The organism is Bifidobacterium choerinum, assembly GCF_000741135.1.
GTDB lineage: Bacteria > Actinomycetota > Actinomycetes > Actinomycetales > Bifidobacteriaceae > Bifidobacterium > Bifidobacterium choerinum.
The window spans coordinates 202357-223093 of record NZ_JGYU01000001.1 but is presented as its reverse complement, the minus strand read 5'-3'; the positions used below and the strand labels follow the sequence as shown (position 1 = coordinate 223093).

Sequence of the window (20737 nt, the reverse complement as noted above, 5' to 3'; positions counted from 1 at the left end):
CGGCGGCAATTAGCGGGAGTCGGCAGGCAGGAAGGATACGGATATGGCAACGCACACACTCAGCTGCCAAGGGATTCGGACGGCGGCGATCGACGTCGTCGACGACCCCTTCGGCGGCGCGAACCATATGGACGTCGACGTCGAGCTCGGCGGCGGCCTCGTCGCGCGCGTCTCGGCGGCGACGCTCGTCGGGTCCGTGCGTCGCGTCGTCGCCGCGCATGACGGCGAGACCGGCGCGATGATCGCCGACGCCGTTGCCGAGGCGGTGCGCCGCGAGACGGCGGCGGCGACGACGCAGGTGACATTGACGCTGACGCCGACGGGGCAGAAGCCGGCATGCCAGGCCGTGCGCTGGACCGCGGCCTCCGGCGAGACGACGACGGACGCGGCGGCGGACGAACAGACGGCGCCCGGTTCGGCATCAGAAACGGGACCGCGTCGCGCCGTCGTCTCGATGGAAAGCGCTTCGCCGCAGGCGGACGTGTTGTTCCGCGACGTCATCGTCGCGCTCGACGAGGCCCCGGGCACGCAGATCGAAGGCATCTCGCCGCTCTACCATGCGATGACGGCCGACGGCGGCGAGACGCGCACCGCCGTCGCCGCGCTCGACACGACGATGGACGCGGCCGCATTGACGGCCTTCCTCAACGCGGCCGCGCGCGTCCACGACGGCGACGTCGCGCTGCATATCGTCGACATCGACGACGCCGAAGGCCGTGCGCGCATCGACGACGGGGGAGCGGGCAACCGCGCCGCGATCCTCGCGCCGTGGATGGACATGGATCCGACGGCGACCTTCCACGGCGACCCGCTTGCGTATCTGCTCGCGAGCGCGCCCGACGCGCCGTTCGCCGGCCCCGAATCGGACCATTGGATCATCGGGGGCGCGCGATGAGGGCGCATCGCATCCGCTGGTGGGTGTATCTGCTGGCCGCTGCGCTCGGCGTCGGCGGCGGCGCCGCGACGGCCGCGCTCGAGGAACGCTACCATGTCTCGCTGCTCGGCCTGCCGTGGTTCGTCTCGGCGATGCTCGTCGTCTTCGGCGGCGGCGTGCTCGTCGCCGCATGGCAGGTGCGTCGCTACACGACGACCGAACCGCGCAAACGTGTGCAGCTCAGGACGGTCACGCCCGAACGCGCCGTCGACACATTGATCATGTCGAAGGCGCTCGCGCTCGCCGGCGCCGTGCTGCTCGGCTGGTACGCGGGCGAGCTGCTCATGCTCGTCGGGCATCTGCAGGCGCCGTACTACCGCCAGATCGCCATCGAATGCGTCGTCGCGTGCGCGGCGAGCCTGATCGACATGGTCTGCGGCATCATCGCCGAGAGCTCCTGCCAGCTGCCGCCGTCCGAAGGCCCCGAGCATCCGAAGGTCGAGGAACGCAAGCGGATGCGCGGTGAACGGCGCGACCGCGGCGTCGCATGGAAGGGCGACGACAACGATGGCGAGGCCGCCGTACCGGGCCGGTGACGGCGGCCTATGGGACAAGGACGGCTACGGGCGGCTCAGTGCGTGTCCTCAGGCTGCGGGACGCGCACCATCGCCTCCTGCACGATCGCGGCGACGAGCGTGCCGTCGCGGCGGTAGACCCTCGCCGTCGACAGGCCGCGGCCGTGGCCGGCGGTGGGTGTGTCCTGCACGTACAGATGCCAGTCGGTGACGTCGATGTCGCGGTACCACCACATCGAATGGTCGATCGAGGCGAAGGAAATGCCCGGCGTCATCACCGTGAGCCCCGCGCGGCGCAGGATCGGCTCGAGCATGATCTGGTCGCAGCCGAGCGCGAGGATCGCGCGGTGCATCGTCTGCGACACGTCGCAGTCTCCATCGGCTCGCATCCACACGAGCTGACGGCCGCAGTCGGCCTCCGCGCTCGCCTTGTCCGGGCCGAGCAGGATCGGCTGGCAGGCGTAGCGGATGTCGAAGGGGGATTTGTACGCATAGTACTTCGCGAAGTTCGACTGGTCGGCGTAGGGCGCCATCAGCTCCTTCGAGCTTTTGAGCGTCTCCGGGGCCGGGATGTCGGCAGGCATCGGGTCGGCGTAGGCGACGCCCGGCTGACCGGTTTTCTGGAAGCTTGCGATCGCCGTGAGGATCGGGCCCTGCGACTGGGTGACGTTGACGCGGCGCGCCGAGAACGAATGGCCGTCGCGCAGGTTTTCGACGTCGAAGAGCAGGTCCTCGTGGATGTCGCCGGGGGCGATGAAGTAGCCGTGGATCGAATGCGGCTCGCGTCCCTCGGGCACCGTCCTCGAGGCGGCGACGAGCGATTGGGCGATGACCTGGCCGCCGTAGACGCGGCCGGTCGGGAAGTACATGCTTTCGCCACTGATGTAGGTGTGGTCGCGGTAGACGGAAGGTTCGCCGAGGCTCAGCACATCGATCAGATGCTTCAGGGGAGTGGTATCCGACGTCATGCGGCGTCCTTTCTTGGTTCGGGGCGTGGCTCGACGCGCCCGGTCGGCGCCCGATGCGCGGGCGATTGCGCTGACTGTCTGCAATCTATCAGCGGCGTGTTAAGAAACGGACACGTCCCGGCGATTGCCACCGACAGCGTAGTCGGGGGAGCCGATGTTCAGGTGAACGCCATGGGTGCATTCCGCGCCGCTCGCGGTCGCGGACGGGGCTCATCGCGAACGTCACGGGCGCGACTTTCACCGCTTGCGGTCGCTGCCGGGTCTCCCCGCGAACGCTACGGATGTGTTCCGCGCCTCCTGCGGTCGCATAAGGGCCCGGTTGCGAACATGGACGCCGTCTCGTGCGGCATTGATGTTCGCAACCGGGCCCTTATGGCAGCCGATACGGCGCTCAGCGGGTGAGCTTGCGGTGCAGGCGGTGCGGACGCGCCGCCTCCTCGCCCAGACGCGCGATCTTGTTCTCCTGATACGACTGGAAGTTGCCTTCGAACCAGTACCAGCGCGCCGGGTTCTCGTCATCGCCCTCCCACGCGAGGATATGCGTGGCGATGCGGTCGAGGAACCAGCGGTCGTGCGAGATGACGACGGCGCAGCCCGGGAACTCGAGCAGCGCGTTCTCGAGGCTTTCGAGCGTCTCGACGTCCAGGTCGTTCGTCGGCTCGTCGAGCAGCAGCAGGTTGCCGCCCTGCTTGAGCGTCAGCGCCAGGTTGAGGCGGTTGCGCTCGCCGCCGGAGAGCACGCCGGTGAGCTTCTGCTGGTCGGAGCCCTTGAAGCCGAAGCTCGCGACATAGGCGCGCGTCGGCACCTCGACGCCGCCGACCTCGATGAAGTCGTTGCCGTCCGAAACGGCCTCCCACAGGTTCTTGTTCGGGTCGAGGCCGGCGCGGTTCTGGTCGACGTAGCTGATCTTGACGGTGTCGCCGATCTTGAGGCTGCCTCCCGACAGCGGCTCGAGTCCGACGATCGTCTTGAACAGCGTCGACTTGCCGACGCCGTTGGGGCCGATGACGCCGACGATGCCGTTGCGCGGCAGCGTGAAGCTCAGGTCGTCGATGAGCACGCGGTCGCCGAAGGCCTTGTGGATGTGCTCGGCCTCGAGCACCGTCGAGCCCAGACGCGGTCCCGGCGGGATCTGGATCTCGGAGAAGTCGAGCTTCTTCGAGTTGCGCGCCTCCTGCTCCATCTGGTCGTAGCGTTCGAGGCGCGCCTTGTTCTTCGCCTGACGGGCCTTCGGCGACGAACGCACCCATTCGAGCTCGTTCTTGAGGCGCTTGGCGAGCTTGGCGTCCTTGGCGCCCTGGATCTCCATGCGCTTCGCCTTCGTCTCCAGATAGGTGGAGTAGTTGCCCTTGTACGGGTAGAGCTGGCCGCGGTCGACCTCGCAGATCCATTCGGCGACGTTGTCCATGAAGTAGCGGTCGTGGGTGACGGCGATGACGGCGCCCGGATACTGGTGCAGGAACTTCTCGAGCCACAGGATCGACTCGGCGTCGAGGTGGTTCGTCGGCTCGTCGAGCAGCAGCAGGTCCGGCGCCTCGAGCAGCAGCTTGCACAGTGCGACGCGGCGGCGCTCGCCGCCCGAGCACACCGACACCGGCGTGTCCGGGTCGGGGCACTGCAGCGCGTCCATCGCCTGCTCGAGCTGCGAGTCGAGATCCCAGCCGTTCGCCGCGTCGATCTCGGTCTGCAGCTTGCCCATCTCCTCCATCAGCGCGTCGAAGTCGGCGTCCGGGTTCGCCATCTCCTCGCCGATCTCGTTGAAGCGCGCGACCTTGTCGGCGATGCCGCCGAAGGCCATCTTGATGTTCTCGCCGACGGTCTTGTCCTCGTCGAGCGGCGGCTCCTGCTGCAGGATGCCGACCGTGTAGCCCGGCGTCAGCGACGCTTCGCCGTTGCTGACCGTGTCGAGACCGGCCATGATTTTAAGCAGCGTGGACTTGCCCATGCCGTTGGGGCCGACGACGCCGATCTTCGCGCCCGGCAGGAAGCTCAGCGTGACGTTGTCGAGGATCACGCGGTCGCCGTATGCCTTGCGGGCGTTGATCATCTGGTAAATAAACTCAGCCAAAGTTGAATCCGTTCCGTTGTCCGTCTTGCTTCGTGGAATCGAAGCGGTCACAAATGCACGACCATTATTCCAAAAGAGGTCTACAGTTCGTTCTACCGCCGCGCCGGTACATGTATTCCATCGGCCGTGTCCCCTCAGCGGCGCGGCGGCGGGGATGTGCGGATGACGTGCGCTCAGATGATCGTGCCGTCGCAGTGATCGATCTCATGCTGGACGATCTGCGCGGTGAAGCCGTCGAGGGAGATGCGCCGCTCGCGTCCGCGCCGCGTCAGATACGTGACGTCGATGTGCGACCACCGACGCGCCGGCCGCTCGCCGTCGAGCGACAGGCAGCCCTCCTCGGTCTCGTACGGGCCGTCGGCGTGCATGACGGTCGGGTTGAACATGACGGTGACCAGACCGTCGAGTTCCTCGTCGACGAAGGCGATGATGCGCCTGCGTTCGCCGATCATGTTCGCGGCCATGCCGACGCAGCGCCCGCGGTGCGCCTTGAGCGTGTCGACGAGATTGGCCGCGATCGCGGCGTCGGCGGGATTCGTCGGGTCGGCGTCCTCGGACGGTTCGGACAGGAACGGGATGGAGGTGACGATCGGTCGTTGCATGGGCAGCCAGTATAGCGGGAGTCCCGCGCATGTCCATGCGCGGGACTCCTTAGACGTTCGCATCGGCGGAAGCGCGGCTCACAGCGCCGCGTCGAGCGCCTGGCGGATGTCGGCGATGATGTCGTCGGCGTTCTCGATGCCGCAGCTCAGGCGCACGAGGTCGATGCCGACGCCGGCCTCGTCGAGCTGCTCCTCGGTGAGCTGGCGGTGCGTCGTGCCGGCCGGGTAGAGCACGCAGCTGCGCGCGTCGGCGACGTGCGTCGCGATCGCGATCATCTTGAGGTGGTCGAGGAACGCGGACACCTTCTCGCGGCCGCCGGGCACGCCGAAGGAGATGACGCCGCAGGTGCCGTTCGGCATGTACTTCTCGGCGAGCGCGTGGTACTTGTCGCCGGGCAGCTCCGGGCAGCTCACCCACGAGATGCGCGGGTCGTTCGCGAGGAACGTGGCGACCTTGAGCGCGTTCGCGCAGTGGCGTTCCATGCGCACGCCGAGCGATTCGAGGTGCATGCCCATGATCCACGAGTTGATCGGCGCCGGCGTCGAGCCGAAGTCGCGCATCAGCTGCGCCGTCGCCTTTGTGATGAACGCCGCTTTGCCGAAGTCCTTCGCGTAGACGACGCCGTGGTAGGAGTCGTCGGGCGTGCACAGCCCCGGGAACTTCTCGGCGTGCGCGAGCCAGTCGAAGTTGCCCGAGTCGACGATCGCGCCGCCGACGCACGAGCCGTGGCCGTCCATGTACTTCGTCGTCGCGTGCGTGACGATGTCGACGCCGTAGCGGAACGGCTGGCAGTTGATCGGCGTCGGGAACGTGTTGTCGACGATGAGCGGGACGCCGTGGCCGTGCGCGGCCTTCGCGAACTTCTCGAAGTCGAGGACGATGAGCGCCGGGTTCGCGATCGACTCGCCGAAGACGGCCTTCGTGTTCGGGCGGAACGCCGCCTCGAGCTCCTCTTCGGAGCAGTCGGGGCTCACGAACGTGCATTCGATGCCCATCTTGCGCATCGTCACGTTGATCAGGTTGAAGGTGCCGCCGTAGATCGCGCTCGACGCGACGATGTGGTCGCCCTGGTTGCAGATGTTGAACAGCGCGAAGAAGTTCGCCGCCTGGCCCGAGGAGGTGAGCATCGCCGCGGCGCCGCCCTCCATCGCGCAGATCTTCGCGGCGACGGTGTCGTTCGTCGGGTTCTGCAGACGCGTGTAGAAGTAGCCGGATTCGGAAAGGTCGAACAGGCGGCTCATCTGTTCGCTCGACGTGTATTTGAAGGTCGTCGCCTGGATGATCGGCGGCGTGCGCGACTCGCCGTTGCCCGGCTGGTAGCCGCCCTGCACGCAGATTGTGTCCTCGTGTTCGGTGCTGATCGGTGTGGCTGTGTCTGACATGTACGCTCCTCGTCTGCGGTTGGCTTCCCGCCACGCGCGCCGTGCGGCGGGTAGACGTGGCGGAGTAGGTTGGACACCGGTATTAAACCACGATGGCCGCGCGCGCCGCCGGCACGTCCCACACTGTGTGCGCCGCTCGTGCGCCGCGCATGACGAAGGAGAGAACGATGACGACCGTCCTGATGGTGTTCCATGACCGGCTGCGGCAGTCGAAGGTGAACCGCGCGCTCGCGCAACGGGCGTCGCGCGAGGACACCGCCGACGTCGTCGTGCGCGACATGTATGCGCTGTATCCCGACTTCCATATCGACGTCGACGAGGAGCACCGCGTGTGCGGCGCCGCCGACCGCCTCGCGTTCCTCTTCCCGTTCTACTGGTACAGCGCGCCGGCGCTGATGAAGCTGTGGGAGGACGCCGTGTTCACGCCCGGCTGGGCGTACGGCGACGGCGCGTCAATCGCCGGCAAGCGCATGCTGCTCGCCGTGACGACCGGCGGCGCCGAGGACATGTATACGACCGGCGGCAGGCACGGCGCGACGATGGACGCGCTGCTGCTGCCGTACCGCACGACGGCGCGCTATCTGGGTCTCGACTACGAGGAGCCCTTCGTCGTGCATGGCTCGTCGAAGGCAATCGACGACGACGAACTCGCGGCGGTCGGCGAGCGGTTCGTGCGGCGGCTGCGCGGCTGAGCGGCGCGCCCTGCCACGTGACCGTGCGGGGCGGCATAGGGGAGCGGCGGCGATCGCGCATACGCCGACGCGCGGCTGGGTGACGCCGTGTGCGTGCGCACGGTTTCCGTATTCGGGCGCCGCGCGGCTGCACGGGTGACATGAAAACGGCGGCGTCATGCGGGACTCGCCGATGAAAATTAGATGGTTTGACAAATAACGGGCGTCGTTGTAGCTTACTTAATAAGACGAATGAACATAGTCGTTCGGAAGCGACCGCCGCCATGACGGGAGCGGTCGGCGCGGCGATGTTCGCGGCCACTTCGACGTGGCCGTCGTCGCGGCGGACGTGCGCAACGACGCAGACGCCGCCGCGCACCGAAGACGACGCCGCAACGCGGCGCAGCACAGCACAAAGGAGTCATGATGGGACTGTGGGACATCGACAAGATCGAGTACGTCGGCCGCGGCAACGGCCCGGTGGAGGGGCTCGGCTTCCGGTACTACGACGCCGACAAGGTCGTCGCCGGCAAGAAGATGAAGGACTGGCTGCGCTTCGGCGTCGCCTGGTGGCACACCTTCGACGCGCCGCTGACCGACCCCTTCGGCAACGGCACCGCGCAGCGCCCATGGGACGGCAAGTACGCCGATCCGATGGACAACGCGCTCGCGAAGGTCGACTACGCCTTCGAGTTCTTCACGAAGCTCGGCGTCGAGTACTTCTGCTTCCATGACCGCGACATCGCGCCGGAAGGCGACACGCTGCGCGAGACGAACGCGAACCTCGACCGCGTCGTCGACAAGATCGAGGAGAACATGAAGTCCACCAGCGTCAAGCTGCTGTGGAACACCTCGTCGCTGTTCACGAACCCGCGCTTCGTCGCAGGCGCCTCGACGTCGCCATTCGCCGACGTCTACGCCTACGCCGCCGGCCAGCTCAAGCACTCGCTCGAGATCGGCAAGCGCCTCGGCGCCGAGAACTACGTGTTCTGGGGCGGCCGCGAAGGCTACGAGAACCTGTGGGTGACCGACATGAAGCGCGAGCAGGAGCACATGGCGAAGTTCTTCCACATGTGCGCCGACTACGCCAAGGAGATCGGCATGGACGCGCAGTTCCTCATCGAGCCGAAGGCGAAGGAGCCGATGACGCACCAGTACGACTTCGACGCGGCGACGGCCTGCAACTTCCTGCGCGCCTACGACCTCATCGACGTCTTCAAGCTCAACCTCGAAGGCAACCACGCGAACCTCGCCGGCCACACCTACCAGCATGAGATCCGCGTCGCGCGCGACAATGGCGTGCTCGGCTCGCTCGACGCGAACCAGGGCGACATGCTGCTCGGCTGGGACCTCGACGAGTTCCCGACGAACCTGTACGAGACGACGTCGGTGATGTGGGAGGTGCTCGACGAAGGCCAGATCGGCCCCCACGGCGGCCTCAACTTCGACGCGAAGCCGCGCCGCACGTCGTTCACCGCCGAGGACCTGTTCCGCGCGCACATCGCCGGCATGGACTCCTTCGCCGCCGGTTTGCTCGTCGCCGACAAGATGCACCAGGACGGCTACATCGAGAACCTCGTCGCCGACCGCTACGGCTCCTACGACTCCGGCATCGGCAAGACGATCGACGACGGCACCGCGACGCTCGCATCGCTCAACGACTACGCGATCGACATGCCGCAGGAGCAGATCATCGCCTCGACGAAGCCCGACCACCTCGAGGACGTCAAGGCGACGGTCAACAACTACATCATCGACGCGCTGGCCAAGGCCTGACGTCGCCCGTCCCGCGCCGCCCGCCGCATCGGGCGGCGCGGGGCATCCCTTCTTCTTCCTTTCCTTCCTTTTACTTTCCCCTGAGGCATCCCCGATCCGATTTCCTTCCCTTTCCTCACACGGATCGCAGATGCCATGGCCCACGGATGGCCGATCTCCGATGCGCACGCACCCGCGCTTGTCATGTCTTCTCTGCGCGCGGGGCGCATCGGGGCACGCGCCGTCCGTGGGCTTTCCCTATGCCTCCGCCATACGGCCCCGTCGGGATGCCGACCGTCGTGCGCCGTCCCGCCATGCGCCATGCGGCGCGAAAAGGAGCATGCGATGCCCATCGCCAACCCGATCCTGCCCGGCTCCCATCCCGATCCGGCGCTCATCCGCGTCGGAGACACCTACTATCTGGTCAATTCGACCTTCGAATGGTGGCCGCCGCTCAACCTGCACCGCTCCACCGACCTGCGGCATTGGGAGCCGCTGGCGAGCCCGATCACGTCCGCCGCGCAGCTCGACCTGCGCGGCGATCCGTCCGGATTCGGCGTCTGGGCGCCCGACCTGAGCTATGCGCACGGGCGCTTCTGGCTCGTCTACAGCGACGTCGCCAGCGTCAAGGCGTCGTTCACCGACTGCCGCAACTACCTGATGACCGCCGAACGCATCGAAGGGCCGTGGAGCGAGCCGATCGCGCTCAACGGCGTCGGCTTCGACGCCCGCATGTTCCATGACGACGACGGCCGCAGCTATCTGGTGCAGCAGACCTGCGACTTCCGCGAATACAAGCCGCCCTTCGCCGGCATCACGCTCACCGAATTCGACGTCGATGCGATGCGGCTCAAGCCGCGCACGGCGCGCATCATCTGGAAAGGCTCGGGTCACGGCGCCGTCGAAGGGCCGCATCTGTACCACATCGGCGACTGGTACTACCTGTTCGCCGCCGAAGGCGGCACCGGCTACGACCACCGCGAATCGGTGGCGTGCTCGCGCTCGCTCGACGCGGCCTCCTTCGAGCCGATGCCCGGCAATCCGCTGCTGACGAGCGCCGACGACCCGGAACTGCCGCTGCAGAAGCAGGGCCATGCGTCGCTCGTCGATACGCCCGACGGCGCATGGTACATCGCCCATCTGTGCGCGCGGCCGTGGCGAAGCGCCGCCGATGCCGCCGACGGCGATGGCATGCGCGGCTGGAGCACGCTTGGTCGCGAGACGGCGCTCCAGCGCGTCGTCTGGGACGACGACGGCTGGCCGCATGTCGTCGGAGGCCGTCACGGCCTGCGGGTCGTGCCGTCGCCCGACGAGGCCGCCGCCGTTCCCGATGCACCCGCCGAGCCGGTCGCGGCTGGCACCGTCGTCGCCGCCGGATTCGCCGACGACGCGCGGTTGCCGGTCGGCTGGAAGACATTGCGCGTGCCGCTGGGCGACGCCGCGCGCTTCGAGCCCGGGCGTCTGACGCTGCGCGGGCAGGATTCGCCGTGCAGCGTCTTCGACGTGTCGCTCGTCGCGCGTCCGTGGACGGCCGTCGCGAACGAGGCGAGCGTCCATGTCGACTTCGCGCCGTGGAGCTTCCAGCAGATGGCCGGGCTCATCCAGTACTACGGCGGCGCGCTGTGGTCGGCGATCGTCGTGACATGGAACGAGGACGTCGGCGCGCGCGTCGTCGAGGTCGTCCGCAACGACGACAACGTGACGGCGTCGTTCCTGCGCGGGCGCGCACCACGCGTCCCCGACGGCTGCGACAGCGTGTGGCTGCGCACGACCGTCGACATCGACCGCTATCGCTATGCCTACTCCTTCGACGGCGTCGACTGGAAGGACGTCGGCGTGGCGTTCGACGCGCGCATGCTCACCGACGAATACGCCGAACATGCCGGCCGAGGCTTCTTCACCGGCGCCTTCGTCGGCGTCTTCGCGACCGACATGACCGGCTACGGCGCCGAGGCGAGGTTCGCCGATTTCACCTACGAGGACCTGGGGGATCGTGATGAGTGAACGTGATGGGATGATCGAGATCGTCAATCCGGTATTGCGCGGCATGTACCCGGATCCGAGTTGGATGTGGGACGGACGGTCGGAGCATGTGGCGATCGTGAATTCCTCGTTCGAGCTGGTTCCGGGGCTGCCGATCCATATGTCGGACGATCTGGCGCACTGGAGGCTCGTCGGGCCCGCGGTGGATGAGGACATGGCGCGGCGTCTGCTGCTGCGGTTCGTGCTGGATTCCGGCGGTCTGTACGCGCCGACGCTGCGCAGGATAGCGGGCAGGTACGTCATTGTCTGCACCGTCGCCCGTCTGGATTTCGAGGCGGCGGCGCAGGCCGGCGTCGACCCCGCCGTGCTCGGGGCGGTCCGGGCGAGCCAGGGCAATTTCGTGCTCGAGGCCGATGCGCTCGAAGGTCCGTGGCGCGGCCCGTATTGGGTCGTCGGCGCCGAAGGCATCGACCCGGATGTGTTCGAGGACGTGGACGGCGCCGTGTACTGGACGCAGACGCGGCCGGCGAAGCATGCACGCTGGCGGGGGCAGACCGAAGTGTGGACGCAGCGGATCGATCCCGCGACGTGGCGGCTGTGCGCGGCGCACGATGCCGACGGCGATTACGGCAAGACGGTGATCTGGTCTGGCTACGGGGTGGAGGCGGTGTGGGCCGAAGGGCCGCATCTGTACCGTCTGGGGGACTGGGTGTATCTGATGACCGCGGAAGGCGGCACGAGCTTCGACCACAGTGAGATGATCATGCGCGCGTCTGCGCCCGACGGCCTCGGGTCGGCGATGGCCGCGACACTGGAGCGTATGCGCGCGTCCGATGTGCGGACACGGGCGCCGCGCGCCGACGAGCGGTCGGTCGTGGGCTGCCGCGTACGCCTGTTCCATCCGGACAGCAAGAATCCGTTCCTGACGCATCGGCATCTGGGGACGGGGGAGCGTGTGCAATGCGTGGGCCACGCCGATCTGCTCCATCATCCGCGGCTGGGCTGGTGGGCGGCGTGCCTGGGCTCGCGCGAGACGCCCACGGCCGGCCATGGCGCACTGAGCTTTCTGGGCAGGGAGACCTTCGTGGCGCCGGTCGACTGGCAGCGCGATCCGGCGCGATGGTCGCTGGATGACGGCGACGTCGGCGTCCGCGACGACGATCCCGGCTGGCCGGTGCTTGCGGGCGGTGCGGGGCGTCTGGCGCAGACGCTGCGTGTCGATGCGGCGGACGGCAGGCCGCACGACATGCGCATGGGGCCTTGCGAGGCCTGTGCGGTCATCGACGCGCGTGCGCCGTTCGACGCATCGCGGGACGACGTCGTCACCGTGCGCATGGACGGCGGCGTCGTCTACCGGCGCATGCCCGAGGATCGGTGCGTCGTGCTCTGCCCGTCGCAGGGCACCGTGCATATGCGGCAGGACGGCCGTCATGCGTTGCATGTCACGACCGATGGAGGGGTCTCGGTGCGATGGGCGCTCGATGAGGGCGACGGCAGGCGCATGGGGGCGGCCACCGTGCCCGACGGGACGTCACGGCAGGTCATGCTCGTCTTCGTCGGCGGTGAGGTGCGCATGGTCATGGCCGATGAGGCCACACAGGCATGGCGTGCGCGGCCGATCGACGTGGTCGATGTGGCCGCGCTGAGCACCGAATGGTCGGGCGGGTTCGTCGGCTGCCTCATCGGCGTCGACGGATGAGGGCATGCGCTCAGCGCAGCTCGCGCGTGCTGCCCCTCACGACAAGCGAGGTCGGCAGGATCACATGATGCTGCGTCGGGCGCCCCTCCGCCGTGTCGAGGAGCATGCGCGTCGACACGGCGGCCATGTCCTGCAACGGCTGGCGCACCGTGGTGAGCGCCGGCCCCAGGAACGCGGCGGCCTGCACGTCGTCGAAGCCGACGACCGAAAGGTCCTCGGGGATGCGCAGCCGGTTCTGGCGGGCGGCTTCGTAGACCCCCATCGCCTGCAGATCGCTGCCGGCGAAGATCGCCGTGGGGCGATGGGGATTCCCCAGCAGCTCCATCGCCTGTGCGTATCCGCCCGCGGTCGTGAAGTTTCCCTCGGTCACGAGCGTCGGATCCACGGCGATGCCCTGTTCGGCGAGCGCCGACGTATAGCCGTCGAGCCGCGCCCTTGAGCACATCATCTCCTCAGGGCCGGTGATGATGCCGATGCGTTTGTGGCCGAGCGCGAGCAGATGCCGTGTGGCGAGCACGCCGCCGGCCCAGTTGTCCGCCTGCACTGAAAAATCGTCGTTCGCCGGCTCGCCGGACGGGTCGAAGATGACGTAGGGGATGCCGTTGATGCGCAGCTTGGCCTTCTCGGCCTCGGTCACGTTCGCGAAGATGAAGATGACGCCGAACGGCTTGCGCCGCAGGACGCCGTCGATCCAGTCGTCATCCGGATGCTGGCGCGTGCCGCTTTCCGTGGTGATCACGCTGATGTCCGGATACCGCCGCGTCTCGTGCAGCACGCCGCGCAGCACTTCGAGCGCCCAGATCGTGTCGAGGTCTTGGAACACCACCTCCACGTAGCGCTGGCTCACCTTCTTCTGCCCGTGGCGCCGGTATCCCGAGTTCTTGAGGGCCGCGTCGATCGTGGAGCGCGCTTCGTCCGAGATGTCCGATCGTCCGTTGAGCACCTTGGAGACGGTGCCCAACGAATATCCGGTCGTTTCGGCGATGTCCGCCAGTCTGATTCTTCGTGCCTCCATAAGGCTCCTTCGTTCGCATGTCCGGTCGCGTCCTCGCGCCGTCAGCCATATACGACAGCGTAGCGAAAGTTTCGAAAACATGCAAATCAAACGCGATATTCGAGCATGTTCGGTCGCACATAAGTGTACAGTAGTGAACGAAACGCCGATGGGATACTTAATTTGACTGTTTAACTAAATAGACTTACGATAGTTTCTAACGAAAACAACGAAAGTTTTCGATAGTCATCGTCCATACGATGTCCGTTCCAACGATGGGGCGGACGAATCAGGAGGAAACTATGAGGGTCAAGTCAGTATTCGCCGCGGTGGTCGCGGCCGCAACCGTCGTCGGCGTATCGGCTTGCGGAGGCGGCTCCGGAACCAACGCGGACGGTAAGACCGAAGTCGTGGTGTGGATGAACTCCACCACGGGCGACGGCAAGAAGTTCTGGGACGACGCCGCGGCGGCGTTCGAGGCGAAGCATCAGAACGTGGACATCAAGATCGAGGCCATCCAGAACGAGGACATGGACGGCAAGCTCCAGACCGCACTGCAGGATCCGTCCTCGGCGCCGGACATGTTCCTGGCGCGTGGCGGCCAGAAGCTGCGTGACGTGGTCGAGGCAGGCCAGGTCATGGACCTGACCGACAAGATCTCCGATCAGGTCAAGACTCAGATGAAGACGGCGCTCGACACCACCACGGTCGACGGCAAGGTCTACGGCGTGCCGCAGTCGGTGCTTCCCGGCGGCATCTGGTATTCGAAGGACCTGTTCAAGAAGGCCGGCATCAACGAGACCCCGAAGACGTGGGACGAGTTCGCCGATGCGGTCAAGAAGCTCAAAGACGCCGGCATCACGCCGATCGCCCTGGGTGGCAAGGATGCGTGGCCTGCGGCGCACTGGTACTACTGGTTCGCGCTGCGTGAATGCTCGCAGTCGGCGTTCGACGAGGCCTCGAGCGACCTCAAGTTCACCAATGAGTGCTGGGTCAAGGCAGGCGACGACGTCAAGAACCTGATCGATCTGGACGGCTTCAACGACGGCTTCCTGACCACATCCGCGCAGCAGGGCGCGAGCTCGTCCGCGGGTCTGCTGGCCAACCACATGGCGGCGATGGAGCTGATGGGTGGCTGGGAGCCTGGCGTGGTGCGCGACCTGACGCCGGACAAGAAGGACATGGCCGACCTCGGCTACTTCGCGTTCCCGGAGATGGAGGGCGGCGAAGGCGACCCGACGGCGATCCTCGCCGGCGCGGACAGCATGTCGATCGGTGCATGGGCGCCACAGGAGGCCGTCGACTTCCTCAACTTCATCTCCGAAAAGGAATGGCAGGAGAAGTACGCCGAGGCGTTCGTCACAATCCCGGCAGCCAAGAACGCACAGTCCGCGGTCAAGAACGAGGCGCTCCAGCAGGTGCTCAAGGTCTATGACCAGGCCTCCTCGGTCTCGCTGTGGCTCGACACGGTCTTCGGCCAGAACGTGGGCAACGCGCTCAACGAGGGCGTGGTCAACATGATGGCCGGCAAGGGCAACGCCGACGACATCGTCAAGGGCATCGAGGCGGCGGCCAGCAAAGGCTGATGCCGTCACGGGGGCCGGATCCGGCCGGATCCGGCCCCTTTCATACCAATGCAGTCATCATAGAGGAGTAAGCCATGTCAGTCGCAACCAGCATGCGGGCCAAGCGCGCCGGCCGCCCGCGCAGCGACAAATTCCGCCAGCGCTTCGAAATGGGCGTCCTGTCGGTGCCCGCCCTCATCATGTTCATCGGATTCGTGATCCTGCCGGTGATCATGGCGGCCTACTACGGGTTCTACAAATGGAAGGGCTTCGGCAAGCCGGATGTGAACGGCCAGTTCGTGGGGTTTGACAACTACCGCATCATTCTCTCCGATCCGAGCTTCCAGCAGGCGCTCGGCCATACGCTGTTCATCGCGGTCATGTCGCTGATCATCCAGGGTCCGCTCGCGATTCTGTTCGCGCTGCTGCTCAACCAGAAGTTCAAGGGGCGCGGCCTGATCCGCACGCTCATCTTCGTGCCGTATGTGGTCTCCGAAGTCATCATCGGCACCGGATGGAGCCTGATGCTGCAGCCGAACGGCGCCGTCAATGCGGTTCTGAAGAATCTGGGCCTGCAGGGCGTGGACTGGATCGCCAATCCCAAGATCGCCATCTGGACACTCATGTTCATCATCTCGTGGAAGTACATCGGGTTCGCCGTCATCCTCATGATCGCGGGCATGCAGGCGATCCCCGAAGAGCTCTACGAGGCGGCCCGTGTCGATGGCGCGGGATTCTGGCGCCAGCAGTGGAGCATCACGCTGCCGCTGCTCGCCCCGACGATCCGCATGTGGGCGTTCATGTCGATCATCGGCTCGCTGCAGCTGTTCGATCTCGTCTACATCATCTGGGGCCAGTACGTCTCGTCCACGGCGGGCACGTCCACGATGGCCACCTACATGGTCAGGGAGGGTCGTCTGGCCAACAACTATGGCTACGGCTCCGCGGTCGCCGTCGTCATCTTCATCATCTCGCTCGTCATCGCGCTCACCTACCAGCGCTTCGTGCTCAACCGCGATCTCGCCGGCGCCACGGAGCAGCGCGAGCGCAAGCAGTACGAACGTCGCGCGAAGAAGCGCGAGCGCGAACGGATGGCGGAGTCGGAAATCGAGGCGGCGATCGTCCCGAACAACGCTTCCATGGAGGTGTCAGCATCATGACGTACACAGGTGAACGCATCGAACGCACGCTGCTGTTCGGCAAGCGCAAGCGCAAGAACAAGAACAATCCATACGCCTATCGCAAATCGGCGAAGACACCGTGGGGCCATCCGGTCGTCTATGTGCTCTCGCTGCTGCTTGTGCTGATCTGCGTGGTGCCGGTCCTCTACATCATCCTCGGCGGCTTCCGCACGAACTCGCAGATCACGCGCGATCCGGCCGGCATGCCGAATCCCTGGAACTTCGAGAACTATGCGAGCGTCATCGGTTCGAGCACGTTCTGGACCGAGCTCGTCAACTCGCTCATCGTCTCGCTCGGCACGATGGTCGGCGTCGTCGTGCTCGCGCTGATGGTCAGCTTCGTGATCGCGCGCTATCGTTTCCGCTTCAGCCGTGTGCTCTACACGGTGTTCTCGGCGGGCATGATGTTCCCGATCACCGTCGCGATCACGCCGCTGTATCTGCTGCTGCGCAACCTGCATCTGATCAACAGCCAGTTGGGCATCATCCTGCCGCAGATCGCGTTCGGCCTGCCGCAGGCGATCATCATCCTCGTCCCGTTCCTGCAGTCGATCCCGAAGGAGCTCGAGGAGGCGGCGCAGCTCGACGGCTGCTCGCGGCTCGGCTTCTTCGCACGCATGGTGTTGCCGCTGAGCGGCCCGGGCGTATCCACCATCGCGATCCTGTCGTTCGTGGCCAGCTGGAACGCCTACATGCTCCCGCTGTTCCTGCTCAACGATTCGACGAAGTACACGCTGCCGCTCGGCGTGCAGATGTTCAGCTCGCAGCATTCCGTCGACACCGCGCAGGTGCTCGCCTTCACGTCGCTGTCGATGATCCCGGCGCTCATCTGCTTCACGATCTTCCAGAAGAAGATCGTGGGCGGCCTCGCCGGAGCGGTCAAGGGCTGATCCGCGGCGTCGCACGCACAGGTATGAAGCACGGCGGCCTGGGCATGACCTGGGCCGCCGTTTCCCCAAGGAGGACGAAATGAAGATCGAAAACCCGGTGCTCACCGGATTCCACGCCGATCCGTCGATGATTCGCGTCGGTGATACCTACTACATCGCCAATTCCACATTCGAATGGTTCCCCGGCGTACGCCTGCACGAATCGCGGGACATGGTGCATTGGCGCGCGCTGCCGAGCCCGCTGAGCCGGCGCTCGCAGCTCGACATGCGGGGCAACCCGTCGTCCGGCGGTGTGTGGGCCCCGGATCTGTCATACGCCGACGGCAGGTTCTGGCTCGTCTATGCGGACGTCAAGGTCGTCAACGGCGCATTCAAGGACTGCGTGAACTATCTGGTGACGGCCGAGGACATCCACGGCCCGTGGAGCGAGCCCATCAGGCTCAACGGCGTCGGCTTCGACGCGAGCCTGTTCCATGACGACGACGGACGCAAGTACCTGGTGCAGCAGACCTGGGACTTCCGCGAGTACCACAACCCGTTCAACGGCATCACGCTCACCGAATTCGATGCGGACACGATGCGGCTCATGCCGCAGACGGCGCGCACCATCTGGAACGGCACCGATGTGAAACTCGTGGAAGGGCCGCATCTGTACAAGATCGACGGACTGTACTACCTGTTCTGCGCGGAGGGCGGCACCGTCTGGACCCATCAGGAGGTCGTGGCGAGGTCGTCCACGCTCGACGCGCTTTCGTTCGAAGGCAGCCCGATCAACCCGTTCCTCACGAATTTCGACACGCCCCGCAGCTATCTGCAGAAGCAGGGCCATGGTTCGCTCGTGGACACGCCGAACGGCGAATGGTACTACGCGTCGCTGTGCGCGCGCCCGTGGCACCATGAGAACGAATCGGTGAGCGATCCACGCGGCTGGTGCACGCTGGGGCGTGAGACATCGATCCAGAAGGTCGATTGGACCGAGGACGGCTGGCCGTACATCGTGGGCGGCCATGGCGGCGAACGCGTCGTCGACGCCCCGACGGACGCCGCCGACGACGAGGCGCCCGCCCCGCACGACCAGCACGACGACTTCACCGGCGCCACATTGGGCGACGACTGGAACACGCTGCGTGTGCCGTTCGACGAACGCATGGGCTCGGTCGGCGATGGTGCGCTCACACTGAAGGGCAGGGGTTCGCTGTGCAATCTGTTCGACCTTTCGCTGGTGGCGCGCCGCTGGCAGGCCTTCGATTTCGACGCCTCGGTGGGCGTGCACTTCGACCCGCACGACTACAACCAGATGGCCGGGCTGACGAACTACTACAACGACCTGTGCTGGTCGTGGGCCTTCGTGACATGGGACGAACGGCGCGGATGCCGCGTGATCGAAGTGGCGCAGAACGATTTCAACGCCTACACCTCGTTCCTGCGCGATGACGCCGTGCCGGTGCCCGACGATGTGCGGACGGTGTGGCTGCGCACCCGTGTGCGCACGCAGACCTACACCTACGACTATTCGTTCGACGGCGAGCATTGGCGCAACCTCGGCGTGGAGCTCGACGCCAAGATCCTTTCGGACGACTATGTGAACCAGCGCTACGGTGGGTTCTTCACCGGCGCGTTCGTGGGACTCGCGGCGGTCGATCTTTCCGGATATGAGACCGAGGCCGACTTCGTCGACTTCGACTATCGGCAGCTGCGGGACTGACGTGCCGGCGGCGCGTCAGCGCCGTCCGCGATTGAACCGCACCGCCGGAATCCGGGCCGGAACATCTCCGACCCGGATTCCGGCGGTGCGGTCTTCCATGCCTCGCGATGAATGGACGCGCTCCCGCCTCGTCCCGTCTCATGGGGACGCCCCATGCCCGGGACGTGATGAGGCCTCTGCGCCCGGTCTGACGGTACGTCGCCAGACCGGGCGCAGAGGCCTCATCACGTCGTGTCAGCCGCGTGCGCGCACGTAGGCTCGTAGACCTGCGGCGTCGGTACGCCGGTGGACACCGCATCGATCGAGATCGGCCAGTCGGGGGCGTCGTCGCCGCCGTCAAGCGTCCACGCCGCCTGCCGCGCCGCGCCGATCGCCACATACTCGTCGGTCGCCGGGCATGAGACATCCAAGCCGAGGACGCACGGCGCGAGCGTGCGCACGGCGAGCGACTTCGCGCCGCCGCCGATGAGCAGCACGCGGTCGATCGGCGCGCCGAGCGAACGGATGAGCTCGATGCAGTCGCGCTGCGAGCACAGCAGTCCCTCGACGAAGGCGCGCGCGATGTCCTCGGCGTTCGTGTTGGCCATCGTCATCCCGGACAGCGTGGCCGTCGCGTCCGGACGGTTCGGCGTGCGCTCGCCGTCGAAATACGGCACGAGCGTCATGCCGTCGGCGCCGGGACGCGCGGCGAGCGCGAGCGCGGCGAGCTCGTCGTAGTCGACGCGCAGCGCGGCGCGGGCGGCGTCGAGGATGCGCGACGCGTTGATCGTGCAGGCGAGCGGCAGGAAGTGGCCGGTGCAGTCGGCGAATCCGGAGACCGATCCGGTCATGTCGTGGACCGGCGTCTCGCTGACGGCGGCGGCGACGCCGGAGGTGCCGAGCGAGACCGAGACGTCGCCGACGCCCATGCCGAGGCCGAGCGACGCCATCGCGTTGTCGCCGCCGCCCGGGGCGATGACGCAGCCGCCGGGGACGTCGGCGCCGGCGACCGAGGCCGCCGCGCGCGTCGGCGCGGCCTCGTGCGGCGCGAGGACATGCGGCAGCACGATATGCTCGGCGAAGTCGAGCGCGGCCTTGTCGGGTTCGCCTGCGCCGGACGTGAGTCCGAGCGCGAGCAGGTCACGGCGGTATTCGTCGTGCGCGGCGTCGAAGTAGAGGGTGCCGGAGGCGTCGGAACGGTCGGTGCGCAGCATGTCGAGATGCGCGTCCTCGCCGTCGCCGACCGGACCATAGCCGGCGATGCGCCAGCTGAGCCAGTCGTGGGGGAGGCAGACGGCGGCGATGCGCGCCGCATTGTCGGGCTCGTGCTCGGCCACCCATTTGATCTTCGTCAGCGTGTACGAGGCGACCGGCGACGAGCCGACCGCCTCGACCCAACGCGCGACGCCGCGCGCATGGACGGCGGCCGCGTCGCCGTCGTCGGCGCCGCGCGCGCCGAGCGTCATGATCAGCTCGTCGGCCTGCGGCGCCGAGCTGACGTCGTTCCACAGCATCGCGTCGCGGATGACATGGCCGTGCTCGTCGAGCAGCACCATGCCGTGCTGCTGGCCGCCGACGGCGATCGCGGCGACGTCGTCGAGGCCGCCGGCCTGCGCCGACGCCTCGAGGAACGCGTCCCACCAGGCCTGTGGATCGACCGTCGTGCCCGACGGGTGCTTCGCCTGGCCGAAACGGACGAGTGCGCCGGTGCGCGCGTCGGTGACGCGCACCTTGCATGATTGGGTGGATGTGTCGACTCCCGCGACGAGCGTGCGCTGCATCGTGGCTCCTTTCCGCGCATATGCGCCGTATGGGCGCGCGTCGTGCACGTCGTCGTGCGTCCGC

The 20737-nt window shown here is 66.7% G+C and carries 15 protein-coding genes and 1 pseudogene; 10 read left to right on the top strand and 6 right to left on the bottom strand.

The window, feature by feature from the left end:
* Positions 1 to 43 precede the first annotated feature (43 nt).
* The gene (locus tag BCHO_RS08675) at positions 44 to 895 is read left to right on the top strand and encodes a hypothetical protein (RefSeq protein WP_024540333.1); all 852 of its coding nucleotides are present in this window, start codon (positions 44 to 46) and stop codon (positions 893 to 895) included.
* Positions 892 to 1470: a DUF3180 domain-containing protein gene (locus BCHO_RS00920; RefSeq protein ID WP_024540332.1), complete on the top strand. Its 579-nt coding sequence runs from the start codon at positions 892 to 894 to the stop codon at positions 1468 to 1470. The genes BCHO_RS08675 and BCHO_RS00920 overlap by 4 nt, the downstream gene beginning before the upstream one ends.
* A gap of 35 nt (positions 1471 to 1505) precedes the next feature.
* On the opposite strand, the gene BCHO_RS00915 is transcribed toward BCHO_RS00920, so the two are convergent.
* From BCHO_RS00915 to BCHO_RS00900, 4 genes are all read right to left on the bottom strand, one after another.
* Complete coding sequence (locus BCHO_RS00915) at positions 1506 to 2417, bottom strand: acyl-CoA thioesterase (protein ID WP_024540331.1); 912 nt, start codon at positions 2415 to 2417, stop codon at positions 1506 to 1508.
* Positions 2418 to 2808: 391 nt separating this feature from the next.
* Positions 2809 to 4485 (bottom strand): energy-dependent translational throttle protein EttA, encoded by a 1677-nt coding sequence (gene ettA / locus BCHO_RS00910; protein WP_024540330.1) that lies wholly within the window; start codon positions 4483 to 4485, stop codon positions 2809 to 2811.
* Positions 4486 to 4658: 173 nt separating this feature from the next.
* Positions 4659 to 5087, bottom strand: coding sequence for a peptide deformylase (locus BCHO_RS00905; RefSeq protein WP_024540329.1), 429 nt, complete (start codon positions 5085 to 5087; stop codon positions 4659 to 4661).
* Between the two features lie 78 nt (positions 5088 to 5165).
* Positions 5166 to 6470 carry an O-acetylhomoserine aminocarboxypropyltransferase/cysteine synthase family protein gene (locus tag BCHO_RS00900; protein WP_029675258.1) on the bottom strand — a complete coding sequence of 435 codons (1305 nt, stop codon included), beginning with the start codon at positions 6468 to 6470 and terminating at the stop codon, positions 5166 to 5168.
* Between the two features lie 167 nt (positions 6471 to 6637).
* Between BCHO_RS00900 and BCHO_RS00895 the strand changes: the two genes are divergently transcribed.
* From BCHO_RS00895 to BCHO_RS00880, 4 genes are all read left to right on the top strand, one after another.
* Positions 6638 to 7162: an NAD(P)H-dependent oxidoreductase gene (locus BCHO_RS00895; RefSeq protein ID WP_024540327.1), complete on the top strand. Its 525-nt coding sequence runs from the start codon at positions 6638 to 6640 to the stop codon at positions 7160 to 7162.
* Positions 7163 to 7567: 405 nt separating this feature from the next.
* A complete protein-coding gene (gene xylA / locus BCHO_RS00890; RefSeq protein ID WP_024540326.1) occupies positions 7568 to 8917 on the top strand; it encodes a xylose isomerase in 1350 nt (449 codons plus the stop codon).
* Positions 8918 to 9241: 324 nt separating this feature from the next.
* The gene (locus BCHO_RS00885; protein WP_024540325.1) at positions 9242 to 10900 is read left to right on the top strand and encodes a glycoside hydrolase family 43 protein; all 1659 of its coding nucleotides are present in this window, start codon (positions 9242 to 9244) and stop codon (positions 10898 to 10900) included.
* Positions 10893 to 12578 (top strand): glycoside hydrolase family 43 protein, encoded by a 1686-nt coding sequence (locus BCHO_RS00880; RefSeq protein WP_024540324.1) that lies wholly within the window; start codon positions 10893 to 10895, stop codon positions 12576 to 12578. The genes BCHO_RS00885 and BCHO_RS00880 overlap by 8 nt, the downstream gene beginning before the upstream one ends.
* Before the next feature lie 10 nt (positions 12579 to 12588).
* Here the strand turns inward: BCHO_RS00880 and BCHO_RS00875 are convergent, their stop codons facing one another.
* Positions 12589 to 13593, bottom strand: coding sequence for a LacI family DNA-binding transcriptional regulator (locus BCHO_RS00875; RefSeq protein WP_024540323.1), 1005 nt, complete (start codon positions 13591 to 13593; stop codon positions 12589 to 12591).
* Positions 13594 to 13874: 281 nt separating this feature from the next.
* Here BCHO_RS00875 and BCHO_RS00870 point away from each other — a divergent pair, with 281 nt between their 5' ends.
* From BCHO_RS00870 to BCHO_RS00855, 4 genes are all read left to right on the top strand, one after another.
* On the top strand, positions 13875 to 15158 hold the full coding sequence (locus BCHO_RS00870) for an ABC transporter substrate-binding protein (protein WP_024540322.1): 1284 nt from the start codon (positions 13875 to 13877) through the stop codon (positions 15156 to 15158).
* Between the two features lie 74 nt (positions 15159 to 15232).
* The gene (locus tag BCHO_RS00865) at positions 15233 to 16297 is read left to right on the top strand and encodes a carbohydrate ABC transporter permease (protein ID WP_024540321.1); all 1065 of its coding nucleotides are present in this window, start codon (positions 15233 to 15235) and stop codon (positions 16295 to 16297) included.
* Entirely contained in the window at positions 16294 to 17208 is a 915-nt protein-coding gene (locus tag BCHO_RS00860; RefSeq protein WP_024540320.1) for a carbohydrate ABC transporter permease, read from the top strand. The genes BCHO_RS00865 and BCHO_RS00860 overlap by 4 nt, the downstream gene beginning before the upstream one ends.
* A gap of 79 nt (positions 17209 to 17287) precedes the next feature.
* Positions 17288 to 18913, top strand: coding sequence for a glycoside hydrolase family 43 protein (locus tag BCHO_RS00855; RefSeq protein ID WP_024540319.1), 1626 nt, complete (start codon positions 17288 to 17290; stop codon positions 18911 to 18913).
* 234 nt (positions 18914 to 19147) lie between these two features.
* On the opposite strand, the pseudogene BCHO_RS00850 reads toward BCHO_RS00855, so the two are convergent.
* Positions 19148 to 20673, bottom strand: a pseudogene (locus BCHO_RS00850) (xylulokinase).
* Positions 20674 to 20737 lie beyond the last annotated feature (64 nt).